Source organism: Micromonospora sp. NPDC049044, assembly GCF_040649215.1.
Classification (GTDB): Bacteria; Actinomycetota; Actinomycetes; order Mycobacteriales; family Micromonosporaceae; genus Micromonospora.
The window spans coordinates 14715-27507 of the sequence record NZ_JBEZFA010000045.1; the positions used below are offsets into that span (position 1 = coordinate 14715).

A 12793-nucleotide genomic window follows, 5' to 3' on the forward strand; every position below is an offset into this window, starting at 1 on the left:
GCGTGCGCGTTCACTCGGCGGCGGGGCGGGGGGCCTGTCGAGTATCGTTGTGCACCGTAAGGCGATGACCCGGCGATCACCGGTGAGCCTCCGGAAGAACAGCCGGGCAACCGGCCCAGTAGAACCGGACGGGTGCGGCCCGTCACAGCCGGCAAATGAGCGGGCGGTCGATCCTGACCGCCAAGCGGGGTGGTACCGCGGATCACCCCGGGAGCGTCGTCGAGGCGTACCCCGGGAAGGTTCGTCCTCGCAGACCACGTTGAGTGAGCTGCACGAGGAGAGCGACCCCCGATGGCCTATCCGTTGCACGACCCGACCGCTGCCGGAGTCCCGGCGAGCCCGGACCTGCCCGCGGTCGAGCGCCGGGTGCTGGAGCACTGGACGGCCGACAAGACCTTCGAGGCGTCCGTTGAGGCCCGTCCGGCCGGCGACGACGGCAAGAACGAGTACGTCTTCTACGACGGCCCGCCGTTCGCCAACGGCCTGCCGCACTACGGCCACCTGTTCACCGGGTACGTCAAGGACGTGGTGCCGCGCTACCAGACCATGCGCGGGCGGCACGTCGAGCGGCGCTTCGGCTGGGACTGCCACGGCCTGCCCGCCGAGGTGGTGGCCGAGAAGCAGCTCGGCATCACCAGCAAGGCGGAGATCATCGACCTGGGCGTGGCCCGGTTCAACGAGGCCTGCCGCACGTCGGTGCTGGAGTTCACCCAGGACTGGGAGCGGTACATCAACCGGCAGGCCCGCTGGGTCGACTTCGACAACGACTACAAGACCCTCGACCTGGACTACATGGAAAGCGTCATGTGGGCCTTCAGGACCCTGCACGACAAGGGTCTGATCTACGAGGGTTTCCGGGTGCTGGCGTACTGCTGGCGCTGCGAGACGCCGCTGTCGAACACCGAGACCCGGATGGACGACGTCTACCGGGACCGGCACGACCCGACGCTGTCGGTGTGGTTCGGGCTGACCGCCGACGAGTCCGCCCCGGAACTGCTGCGCGGGCCGGTCAAGCTGGGTGTCTGGACCACCACGCCGTGGACCCTGCCGTCGAATCTGGCGCTGGCCGTCGGCCCGGACATCGAGTACGCGGTGCTGGAGCGCGACGGGGAGCGGTTCGTGGTCGGGGCGGCACGGCTGGCCGCGTACGCCAAGGAGCTGGACGGCTTCGAGCAGGTCGGCACGGTGTACGGCCGCGACCTGGTCGGACGCCGCTACACGCCGCTGTACGACTTCCTCGTCGAGCAGGCCGGCGACAACGCGTACCAGGTGCTCGGCGCGGAGTTCGTCACCACCGAGGACGGCACCGGGATCGTGCACCTCGCCCCGGCGTTCGGCGAGGACGACCAGAACGTCTGCAACGCCGCGGGCATCCCGACGATCGTCACAGTCGACGACCACACGCGCTTCACCGCGCTGGTCCCGCCGTACCAGGGCGAGCAGGTCTTCGACGTCAACAAGCCGGTGATCCGGGAGCTGAAGGACCGGGGGGTGGTGCTCAAGCAGGACACCTACACCCACTCGTACCCGCACTGCTGGCGCTGCGACACCCCGCTCGTCTACAAGGCGGTGTCGTCGTGGTTCGTGGCCGTCACGAAGTTCCGGGACCGGATGGTCGAGCTGAACCAGGAGATCAACTGGACGCCCGGGCACATCAAGGACGGCTCGTTCGGCAAGTGGCTGGCCAACGCCCGGGACTGGTCGATCAGCCGGAACCGGTTCTGGGGCTCGCCGATCCCGGTGTGGAAGTCCGACGACCCGAACTACCCGCGCCTGGACGTCTACGGCTCGCTCGCCGACATCGAGCGGGACTTCGGCGTACGCCTGACCGACCTGCACCGGCCGGCGGTGGACGACCTGGTGCGCCCCAACCCGGACGACCCGACCGGTCAGTCGATGATGCGCCGGGTGCCGGAGGTGCTGGACTGCTGGTTCGAGTCCGGGTCGATGCCGTTCGCGCAGGTGCACTACCCGTTCGAGAACGCGGACTGGTTCGAGCACCACTACCCGGGTGACTTCATCGTCGAGTACATCGGGCAGACCCGCGGCTGGTTCTACACGATGCACGTGTTGGCCACCGCGCTGTTCGACAGGCCGGCGTTCCGCAACTGCCTGAGCCACGGCATCCTGCTCGGCTCGGACGGGCGCAAGATGTCCAAGAGCCTGCGCAACTACCCGGACGTCTACCACGTGTTCGACGCGTACGGCTCGGACGCGATGCGCTGGATGCTGATGTCCTCGCCGGTGCTGCGCGGCGGTGACCTGGCGGTGACCGAGACGCTCATCCGCGACGCGGTCCGGCAGGTGCTGCTGCCGCTGTGGAACGTGTGGTACTTCTTCACCCTCTACGCCAACGCCGACGGGCACCAGGCGCGTCGGCGTACCGACTCGACGCACCTGCTCGACAGGTACATCCTGGCGAAGACGAACGAGCTGGTGACCACTGTCGGCGCGCAGATGGACGCGTACGACATCTCCGGTGCGTGCGCGACCGTCCGGTCCTACCTGGACGCGCTCACCAACTGGTACGTGCGCCGCTCGCGGGACCGGTTCTGGTCCGGTGACGTCAACGCGTTCGACACGCTCTGGACGGTGCTGGAGACGCTCTGCCGGGTGGTGGCGCCGCTCGCGCCGTTGACAGCGGAGGAGATCTGGCGCGGGCTGACCGGGGAACGTTCGGTGCACCTGACCGACTGGCCGGAGGCGACCGAGTTCCCGGCCGACCACGACCTGGTCGCCGCGATGGACGCCACCCGGGCGGTCGCCTCGGCGGCGCTGTCGCTGCGCAAGGCCAAGGGTCTGCGGGTGCGGCTGCCGCTGTCCAAGCTGACAGTGGCCGCACCGGCGGCGGAGCAGTTGCGCCCGTTCGCCGACCTGGTCACCGACGAGGTCAACGTGAAGGCCGTCGAGTTCAGCGCGGAGCTGTCCGCGTACTGCGAGCAGGTGTTGACTGTGGTGCCCCGGGCGCTCGGCCCGCGGGTCGGCAAGCAGGTGCAGCAGGTGATCAAGGCGGTCAAGGCGGGCGACTGGGAGCTTGTCGACGGCGCCCCGGTGGCGGCCGGCGTCACCCTCGCCGAGGGCGAGTACGAGCTGCGTCTGGTCGCCGCCGACGCCGAGAACTCCGCGCCGCTGCCCGGCGGTGAGGGTGTGGTGGTGCTGGACACCGCTGTCACCCCGGAGTTGGCCGCCGAGGGGCTGGCCCGCGACGTGGTGCGGGTGGTGCAGCAGGCCCGCCGGGACGCCGACCTGGACGTGTCGGACCGGATCGTGGTGTCGGTGTCGGCCTCCGACGAGGTGCGCGCGGCGGTGGCCGGGTACCTCGACTTCGTGTCCGGGGAGGTGCTTGCCGACTCGGTGGACTTCGCCGAGGGCGTCGACGGCTTCGCCGGTGAGGTCGGCGAGGGCGACCGGGTGACGGTCTCCGTCCGCCGGGTCTAGGGACCATCGTCAGGTAGCGGGCGTCGCGCCACCTCCGTCCGAGGGGTGTGCGGGCGTCCGCTACCGTGACACCGCCTGTTCGCACCTCACCTGCCGGAGGACCAGTGCCCCTGCTCTACACCATCGGCAAGCTCGCCGTGGGGCCCACGCTGCGGTTGGCGTTCCGCCCGACCGTCGAAGGGCTGGAAAACATCCCGAAGAGCGGCGGGGCGATCTTCGCCGGTAATCATCTGTCGGTGGCCGACGAACTGTTCCTCGGCACGGTAGTGCCCCGACACCTGGCGTTCTGGGCGAAATCGGAGTATTTCAAGGGTAGCGGTGTGAAGGGTGCGCTCTCCAAGTTCGTGCTCACCGGCCTGGGCGCCATCCCGGTGGAGCGCGGTGGCGGTCGGGCCGCGCTGTCCGCGTTCGACGCGGCGATCCCGGTGCTGAAGAACGGTGACCTGGTGGTGGTCTACCCGGAGGGCACCCGCTCGCCGGACGGTCGGCTCTACCGCGGGCGGACCGGCACGGTGCGCCTGGCGACCTCGACCGGCGTCCCGGTCATCCCGGTCGGCATGATCGGCACGGACAAGGCGCAGCCGATCGGCGCCCGGTTTCCCCGGCCCGGCGCTGCCGACATCACCATTCGGTTCGGCAAGCCGATGGACCTGTCCGGCCGGCCGACCGACCGCACCTCGTTGCGACAGATGACCGACGAGATGATGAGCGAGATCCAGAAGCTCACCGGCCAGGAGTACGTCCCCCGCTACGCCCCGCCGCGCGCCCACCCGGACCCGATCCGCGAGGCCTGAGCCCCACCCGGTTGGTCGAGAGATCCACCGCCCAGGTGGGGCGGAAGATCTCTCGACCAACGGTGGCGGGGTGGGGGTTCAGGACTTGGGTCGGATGATCTGGGCCCGCAGGGTGTTCAACAGGGTGGCGCTGTCCGCGACGGACAGCCGGGTGAACACCCCGGTGGCGATGCTGCCGTAGTCGACAGAGGTGCAGACCACCACGTCGCCGCCATCGGACCGGCCGACCGCGCATCGCTCGTGCCGGCCCCGCACCCCGGTGTCCACGTTCTCGGCGGCGTCCAGCCCGTACCGCTCGGTGAGTCGGGTGATCTCGGCCTCGGCGTCCGACTCCGGGCTCAACCGAAAACCCGTGCCGCCGAAGACCGTCACCTGCTTGCCGCCCGAGGTGGAGTAGACACCGGCGAAGGTGCCCTCGGCCAGCCAGTGCTCGGTGCGTACCTCGTTCTCCAACTGCCGGGCGGTCTCCGTGCTGCGGCTGTCCTGACGCAGCTTCAGATCGTCCACCTGGGCGGGGAGCGCGGCCTGCACCGGGTACTGGGTGGAGATCGGGAAGCCGTAGTAGGCGGGGCAGCCGCAGCAGCAGGCCAGGGTGAGCAGCAGCAGCCAGGGCCAGCGGCGACGACGGCGGACCGGCACCGGCACGTACCCCTTGGGGGCCTGCCAGCCCGGTGGTGCCGCGGGTGGCGGGGCGGATCGCCGGCCCCGGCGCTGCTTCGGCACCGTGGGCGGCGGCAGCGGCGGCGCGGGCGGCGACGTCGGCCGGGCCGGCATCCTGGGCCCGGTGGCCTGCGGTGGTCTCGGCGCAGCCGCTGGAGACACCGGGTGCGACCCGACCGGGGGCGCGGGCGGGCCGGACCACTGGCGGGTCGCCGGCGGCGTCGGGTGCGGCAGCGTCGGGGGCATCGGGGGCAGCGGCGGAAGCTCGGCGGAGGGCAGGTCCCAGCCGCCGGTGTCCACGCCGGCCCACGGGTCTACCGGCGTCTGATGCTCCGGTGGCCCCACGGGCAGGGGTGGCGGTGGTGTCGGCTCGGCCGACTCACCCCAGACCTGTCGGCGCGGCAGCGGGGGTGGCACCGGCGCGGAGCCGCTCCACCTGGGCGCGGGCGCCTCCGCGGTGGTGGCCGGACCGGGCCGATCCGCGGGTGCCGACCGATCCGGAGTCTCGGGCCGCGTCGGCGGTTCCTGTCGATCCGCGGGCGCGGGCTGGTCCGCCCGTTCCGGCTGGTCCGCAGGTGCGGGCTGGTCGGCCGGTGCGGGCTGGTCTGACGGTTCCGGCTGGTCCGACGGTGCGGGCTGGTCTGACGGTTCCGGCTGGTCCGACGGTACGGGTGGGGAGGCCGGCTGATCGGCGGTCGCCGGATCCCGGTCCGGCTCCGCGCCCGGGGTGCTCCCGTCGGCCGGCCGTGCTCCCGGCTGGGGCTCGGGCATCGCGGCAATCTCCTCTCGCGCCGGTCCGAGGTTAGTACCGCGTCGCCACCGCCGGGCGGGCGCGTACCCTTGGGCGTCATGAGTGCCCCGTCCACGACGCCGCGTGCCGCGACCAACTCTCGCGACGACTCCGGCTCGGCGCCGCTGACGCCGAGCCGTGACCTGGACCCGTCCGTCTGGTCCCAGCTCGAGCCGCTGCTGCCCCAGGTGTCCAAGCCCATCCAGTACGTCGGGGGCGAGCTGGGTGCGGTGTCCAAGGACTGGGCTGCCGCGACAGTGCGTTGGGCGCTGATGTACCCCGACGCGTACGAGGTGGGCCTGCCCAACCAGGGCGTGCAGATCCTCTACGAGGTGCTCAACGAGCTGCCCGACACCCTCGCCGAGCGGACGTACGCGGTCTGGCCCGACCTGGAGAACCTGATGCGCACGCACGGCGTGCCGCAGTTCACCGTCGACGCGCACCGGTCGGTACGCGAGTTCGACGTGTTCGGCCTCTCCTTCTCCACCGAGCTGGGCTACACGAACATGCTCACCGCTATCGACCTGGCCGGCATTCCGATGCTGGCCGTCGACCGCACCGACGCCGACCCGGTGATCGTGGCCGGCGGGCACGCCGCGTTCAACCCGGAGCCGATCGCCGACTTCATCGACGCCGCGGTGCTCGGCGACGGCGAGGAAGCGGTCCTGGAGATCACCGCGATCGTCCGGGAGTGGAAGGCCGAGGGCTCCCCGGGGGGCCGCGACGAGCTGCTGCTGCGGCTGGCGCGCACCGAGAGCGTCTACGTGCCGCGCTTCTACGACGTCGACTACCTCCCGGACGGGCGGATCCAGCGGGTCGTGCCGAACCGGGCGGACGTGCCGTTCCGGGTGCACAAGCGCACGACGATGGACCTGGACGCCTGGCCGTACCCGAAGAAGCCCCTCGTCCCGCTGGCCGAGACGGTGCACGAGCGGTACGCGGTGGAGATCTTCCGGGGCTGCACCCGGGGCTGCCGGTTCTGCCAGGCAGGCATGATCACCCGTCCGGTCCGGGAGCGGTCGATCACCACTGTCGGGCAGATGGTCCGCGACGGGTTGGAGTTCTCCGGCTTCAACGAGGTGGGCCTGCTGTCGCTCTCCTCGGCCGACCACTCCGAGATCGGCGACATGTGCTCGGGCCTCGCCCAGCAGTACGAGGGCACGAACGTCTCGCTGTCGCTGCCGTCGACCCGGGTGGACGCCTTCAACATCGACCTCGCGCAGGAGCTGTCCCGCAACGGGCGGCGCACCGGCCTGACCTTCGCCCCGGAGGGCGGGTCGGAGCGGATCCGCAAGGTCATCAACAAGATGGTGACGAAGGAAGACCTGATCCGCACCGTCGTCACCGCGTACACCAACGGCTGGCGGCAGGTGAAGCTCTACTTCATGTGCGGCCTGCCCACCGAGACCGACGAGGACGTCCTCGAGATCGCCGAGATGGCGCACGAGGTGATCCGGGCCGGTCGGGCCGCCACCGGCTCCAAGGACATCCGCTGCACGGTCTCCATCGGCGGGTTCGTGCCGAAGCCGCACACCCCGTTCCAGTGGGCCTCGATGGAGCGTCCGGAGGTCATCGACCACCGCCTCAAGATCCTCAAGCAGGCCATCAACTCCGACCGCTCCCTGGGTCGGGCCATCGGCTACCGCTACCACGACGGGGAGCCGTCGCTGATCGAGGGCCTGCTCTCCCGGGGTGACCGCCGGGTCGGCTCGGTGATCCGCAAGGTCTGGGAGAACGGCGGCCGGTTCGACGGGTGGAGCGAGCACTTCTCCTACCAGCGCTGGGTGGACGCGGCGGCCGAGACGCTGCCCGCGTTCGGGGTGGACCTCGACTGGTACACCACCCGGCAGCGCGAGGAGCTTGAGGTCCTGCCCTGGGACCACCTCGACTCCGGCCTGGACAAGGACTGGCTCTGGCAGGACTGGCAGGACTCGGTGAGCGAGTTCGAGCAGGACGACTGCCGGTGGACGCCCTGCTTCGACTGCGGCGTGTGCCCATCGATGGACACCGAGATCCAGATCGGCCCGACCGGCAAGAAGTTGCTGCCACTCACCCCGCTGGGCGGCAACGGGATGAAACTCCCGACGGCCGGCAACCCCGCCTGACCGCTGCCGCCGGGCAGCGCCGACGGTGCCGCACCGCTAGCGTCCATAATCGACACGTCACCCGTCGGGCTCACGCCCGGCGGGTGACCGGCGTCGGTGGGGAGGCGCGACGGTGACACCTCCCGCACCGATCCCGATCTCGGATCGAGGAGAGGACGGACGATGAGCCCGGACAAGGCCCGTGTGCTGGTGGCGATGCTCTCGGTGGTCGCCCTGCTCCTGGTGGGGCTTGTGGTGCTGATGGCCGTCCAGGCGGCGCAGGACGAGGCGGCCTGGAGTGGCGTGGCCGTCCTGCTCGCACCCCTGGCCCTGGTGGGGCTCGGCATCGGCCTGCTGGTGCCGCAACTGCGTCGTTGACACCGATATCGGTGCCGACAGCGCCGACTGGGGCTGCCTCGACGTGGCCGCAGTCGATACGCTGCGTCTGACATGGACCGACCCGGCGGGTCGGCAACGGGGGAGGAAGCGCATGGGGACCATTCCGCCGCCGAACACCGGCGATCTACACGTCAGCGTCGAGGACCTGGACGCCGCGGCGGCGTACGTCGATCGACTGAAGCAGTACGTCGACGACACCATCAGCTATGAGATGGAACGCATCAAGGAGCGGATGAAGGGCGACAGCAACAACGCCCAGACCGTCCCGAACGGCACTCCCTTCGGCGCCTACGAGGACGCCCGCATGCAGTGGCGGGCCCTGGAGACCTCCACGGCGAACATGGAAGCGCACCTCACGTCGCTCTCGCAGAAACTCGCCGCGCTGAAGCAGGGCACCGAGGAGATCGCCAAGGCGTTCCGGGACACCGAGGCACGCAACGCCGCCAACGGCAAGGAGATCGAGCGGCTGCTCGAATCGGCGGCTCCGCCGCCCACTGCCGGCGGCGCGCCCACCTACCCGTACACGGCCTGAGGGGGACGGCATGGCTGGAGGAACCTGGGAGCGGTGCGTCCGCGAGGTGACGCTCTCCGCGGACCCGGAGACTGTCGGATCGGTCGGGCAGGGGTGGGGAAACCTCTCCTCCGGCCTGACGCAGCTGCGCGACGCGCTCGTCGGCAGGTCGTTCGTCGGCCCGATCGCCACGGGTCAGGAGCGCCCCCACGTCGGTGGCCTGCCCGGCCTGCTCGCCGGTTGGAAGGGCAGCGGCGGTGACGCGTACCGCGAGCATCTGGGTGAGATCGGTAAGCAGATCGAGGATCTGGTCACCGATGCGACAAACGTCAGCGGCGCGTTGGGGCGGATCGAGACGGACATCCGCAGGGCGGTCGCCTCGATCCCGGTCCCACTCGGGGACGACTTCGGCATCAACGAGTGGAGCCTGCCCAACGGCACCGAGCTCGACGACGCCCGCGACGGCGAGAGCGCGTCGGGTTTCCTCGCCGCGCTGCGCAAGGACTACCAGAGCAACCCCGGGTCGTACGCCGACGGCGCGTTCCGCGACAAGGCCGACGACCTGGAGGCGACCATGAAGGTCGACGGCCAGGCGGGTGACCAGAAGCGGGGCGGGTGGTGGGACACCAAGTCCCATCTCGACAACTGGTACCGGGACAACCAGCAGGTGGCGAACACGGCGATGTCCCCGCTGCCCCAGGCGGTCTACACCGAGCGTCCCAAGCTCACCGTCGCCGGGCCGGATCCGCGGGAGGGTCGGGACGACGTTCGTCGCGACACCCGGGTGCCGCCGACCGGGCGGCCCGACATCGGGGGTGGCGAGTTCGGCGGGGGCTCCGGCACTGGTGGTGGCGGCCCCTCGATCGGCAGCAGGCCACCAGGTATCGGCGGCGGAGGCGGCCCCACGTCCACTATCGACCCGTTCTCCCCGACCGGTTCCGGCGGGATCGGCGGTGGCCCGTCCTCCGGCAGCACCGGCGGGTTCACGCCACCACCAACCGGGTCCGGTTATCCGGGCTACCCGGAGGGCGACGACAGCTACAGCAGTGGTCTGGCCGGTGCCAGCCCGAGCACCGTCAGCGGCCTCGGCGGTGGCGGAGTCGGCAGCGCCGGTCTCGGCGGTGCCGGCGGTGGTTTCGGGGGTGGGCCGGGCGTCGGCTCGGCCGGCGGGATCGGCTCCGGCGGTGGCCTGGGGGCGGGCGGCGGCATCGGCGTGGGCGGACTCCCCGGCATGGTGGGCGGCGGCAACGGCAAGGTGCCGCCGATGACGAGCGCGGCCAACGCGCTGCGGACCGCCGCGGGTGCTGGCGCGGGCGGCGCGGGGATGCCGGGTGGCGCGCGTGGTGGCGCGGGTATGGGCGGCGCCGGGATGGCGGGCGGCATGATGGGCGGTGCGGGCGGCGCCGGGCACGGTGCCGGCGGCACCGGCTCCGAGCATTCGTCGTGGTTGACTGAGGATGACGATCCGTGGGGCCCTGGTGACGGAGCGATGCCGGGCGTCCTGCGGTGAGGATGGACAAATGAACGTGAATGTCGGGGGTCTCCGGTCGGTGATCGCCTGTCTGCTGACGGGGCTGCTGGTGGTGGGGGCCGCCCAGCCGGCGGCCGCCGCGCCTCGGCGGGCCGAGCAGTGGTATCTGGACGAACTCCGGATCGACCAGGTGCACAAGATCTCGACTGGCCGGGGCGTGGTGGTGGCCGTGCTCGACAGCGGTGTCGAGGCCAGCCACCCGGACCTGCGCGGTCAGGTGCTGCCCGGTGGTCGCAGCTACGGAGCCTCCGGAGACGGTCGGGCCGACGAGAACGGCCACGGCACGCACATGGCCGGCATCATCGCGGCCAAGAGCGGTGGTCGCGACGGGGTCGACGGCATCGCCCCCGGCGCGAAGATCCTGCCGATCAAAATGCGCAAGGGCAGCGGGACCTACGACGATGGGGCGATCGCCCTCGGCATCCGGATGGCCGTCGACGGTGGTGCCAAGGTGATCAACTTGTCCGTCGGTGGGATGGGCGCCGCCAGCTCGGAGGAGCAGAGCGCGATCACGTACGCGTTGGGCCACGGCGTCGTCGTGGTTGCCGCCGCCGGCAACACCGCCAAGGGTGATGTTGGCGTCGTGAACCCGGCCAACACCCCTGGGGTGATCGCGGTGACCGGGACGACAAAGGGTGGCTCGTTCTGGTCCGGCTCGGTCCAGGGGCCGGAGGCGGTGGTCGCCGCCCCCGGCGACGGCATCTACAACGTCGCCAACGAGGGGGGCTACGGCTGGGGCGACGGGACCTCCGACTCCACTGCGATCGTCTCCGCGCTGGCCGCGTTGATCTTGGAGAAATACCCGAATCTCAATGGTCCGAACGTGATCAACCGGATCATCCGGACCGCACGGGATGCCGGCCCGTCCGGCCGCGATCCGCAGTACGGCTTCGGAGTGATCGACCCGATGAGGGCACTGACCGCGGACGTCCCACCGGTCAACGCCAACCCCCTGCTCGACCCGGCGACGGCAACCGACCCCGCCCCGGTCCGCACCGAGGCCGCGGAGGAGGAGTTCGACGTCACCCAGCACGGCGATCGCGGTGGCCCCACCGACCAGCAGGTCATGGTCGTGGTCATCGGTATCGCCGTGGTGCTGGCGCTGCTGCTGGCGCTTGTGGCGTTCCTCATCTGGAACCGTCGGCGGTACCGGCGGGAGGCGGCGCGGGCGGCCGACATCCCGGACGAGGCGCTGGATCAGGTGATGTCCAGCGCCTACCCGGCACCGGGCGCGGGTTACGGCCCGCCTCCTGGGTATGCCCCGGCTCCCGGTCAGGCTCCGCCTCCTGGGTACGGCCCGCCTCCCGGGTACGCGCCGGCTCCCGGTCAGGCTCCGCCTCCTGGGTACGGCCCGCCTCCCGGGTACGCGCCGGCTCCCGGTCAGGCTCCGCCGTCCGGTTACGCCCCGCCTCCTGGGTATGCCCCGGCTCCTGGTCAGGCTCCGCCTCCTGGGTACGGCCCGCCTCCCGGGTATGCCCCGGCTCCCGGTCAGGCTCCGCCGTCCGGGTACGGCCCGCCTCCCGGGTACGCCCCGGCTCCCGGTCAGGCTCCGCCTCCTGGTTACGGCCAGCCGGGCGGGGCGCCGCCCGTCCCGCCGCAGGAGCGGTAGCCGGTCCTGATCGTGGTGGCCGGCTGGTGACCTTCCCGGGTCACCAGCCGGCCAGCGCGCTTGCGCGGGCGGGTGGTCACGACCCACCCGGTGGGTTCGCACCCGTCTGTCCGGGCGATCGGCCGCCCCGGCTGCGTACCGTCGTGGGCGCTGAGCCAGGATGGTCGGACACGCAGGTACACCCGAGGAGCCCACGATCGCCAAGAAGCCTCAACCCGAGGGCGGCCAGGCACCGGTCGTCCAGCGCGTCCGCATCAGGTACGCCAAGCGCGGACCGCTGCGGTTCACCTCGCACCGGGACTTCGCCCGGGCGTTCGAGCGCGCGCTGCGCCGGGCCGCCGTGCCGGTCGCCTTTTCCCAGGGTTTCCACCCGCACCCGAAGATCTCCTACGCCAGCGCCGCGCCCACCGGGGTGGCGAGCGAGGCCGAGTACCTGGAGATCGCTCTCCAGGCGGCGGTCGATCCGGAGCAGTTGCGGGCCGCGTTGGACGCCGCGCTCTCGCCGGGGTTGGACGTCCTGGATGCCGTCGTCGCCGAGGGCGGCAACCTCCCGGACCGGATCGAGGCGTCGCACTGGCACATCGAGTTGCCCGAGGTCGAGACCGAGGTGCTCCGCGCCGCGGTGGACGCCTTCCTCGCCGCGGACGAGGTGCTCGTGGAGCGGATGACCAAGCAGGGTCGACGCACCTTCGACGCCCGCGCGGCGGTGATATCGATCGATGTCCTCGGGTCAACGCCGACGCCTTCCGGGGCGCCGGCCGTACCGTGTGCGATACTCGAACTGGTCGTGCGGCAGGTCACTCCGTCCGTACGGCCCGATGACGTCCTTTCCGGCCTCCGCGTGGTGGCCGACCTGGAGCCGCCGGTTTCGCCGAGGGTGACCCGGCTGGCTCAGGGCACGTTGACCGCGCAGGGTGCGATCGTGGATCCGTTGGATGCGGACCGCGACGGGGCAACCATCGTTGAGCACTGACCGA

9 protein-coding genes are annotated in these 12793 nt (G+C 71.3%); 8 read left to right on the plus strand and 1 reads right to left on the minus strand.

Features of this window, described 5'->3' with window-relative positions:
• Nucleotides 1–291: 291 nt before the first annotated feature.
• Together ileS and AB0B85_RS28480 are read left to right on the plus strand one after the other, a co-directional pair.
• The gene (gene ileS / locus AB0B85_RS28475; protein WP_357412044.1) at nucleotides 292–3438 is read left to right on the plus strand and encodes an isoleucine--tRNA ligase; all 3147 of its coding nucleotides are present in this window, start codon (nucleotides 292–294) and stop codon (nucleotides 3436–3438) included.
• Between the two features lie 104 nt (nucleotides 3439–3542).
• Nucleotides 3543–4232, plus strand: a complete 690-nt coding sequence (locus AB0B85_RS28480; protein ID WP_357412045.1) for a lysophospholipid acyltransferase family protein — start codon at nucleotides 3543–3545, stop codon at nucleotides 4230–4232.
• A 78-nt stretch (nucleotides 4233–4310) separates the two neighbouring features.
• Here the strand turns inward: AB0B85_RS28480 and AB0B85_RS28485 are convergent, their stop codons facing one another.
• On the minus strand, nucleotides 4311–5309 hold the full coding sequence (locus AB0B85_RS28485) for a hypothetical protein (protein ID WP_357412046.1): 999 nt from the start codon (nucleotides 5307–5309) through the stop codon (nucleotides 4311–4313).
• A 432-nt stretch (nucleotides 5310–5741) separates the two neighbouring features.
• Between AB0B85_RS28485 and AB0B85_RS28490 the strand changes: the two genes are divergently transcribed.
• From AB0B85_RS28490 to AB0B85_RS28515, 6 genes are all read left to right on the plus strand, one after another.
• Nucleotides 5742–7787, plus strand: coding sequence for a TIGR03960 family B12-binding radical SAM protein (locus tag AB0B85_RS28490; protein ID WP_357412047.1), 2046 nt, complete (start codon nucleotides 5742–5744; stop codon nucleotides 7785–7787).
• A gap of 162 nt (nucleotides 7788–7949) precedes the next feature.
• The gene (locus AB0B85_RS28495) at nucleotides 7950–8144 is read left to right on the plus strand and encodes a hypothetical protein (RefSeq protein WP_357412048.1); all 195 of its coding nucleotides are present in this window, start codon (nucleotides 7950–7952) and stop codon (nucleotides 8142–8144) included.
• A gap of 112 nt (nucleotides 8145–8256) precedes the next feature.
• On the plus strand, nucleotides 8257–8697 hold the full coding sequence (locus AB0B85_RS28500; RefSeq protein ID WP_357412049.1) for a hypothetical protein: 441 nt from the start codon (nucleotides 8257–8259) through the stop codon (nucleotides 8695–8697).
• Between the two features lie 10 nt (nucleotides 8698–8707).
• Nucleotides 8708–10186, plus strand: coding sequence for a hypothetical protein (locus tag AB0B85_RS28505; RefSeq protein WP_357412050.1), 1479 nt, complete (start codon nucleotides 8708–8710; stop codon nucleotides 10184–10186).
• Between the two features lie 10 nt (nucleotides 10187–10196).
• Nucleotides 10197–11816: a type VII secretion-associated serine protease mycosin gene (mycP, locus tag AB0B85_RS28510; protein ID WP_357412051.1), complete on the plus strand. Its 1620-nt coding sequence runs from the start codon at nucleotides 10197–10199 to the stop codon at nucleotides 11814–11816.
• Between the two features lie 160 nt (nucleotides 11817–11976).
• Nucleotides 11977–12789: a TIGR03936 family radical SAM-associated protein gene (locus AB0B85_RS28515; protein ID WP_357412052.1), complete on the plus strand. Its 813-nt coding sequence runs from the start codon at nucleotides 11977–11979 to the stop codon at nucleotides 12787–12789.
• Nucleotides 12790–12793: the final 4 nt, after the last annotated feature.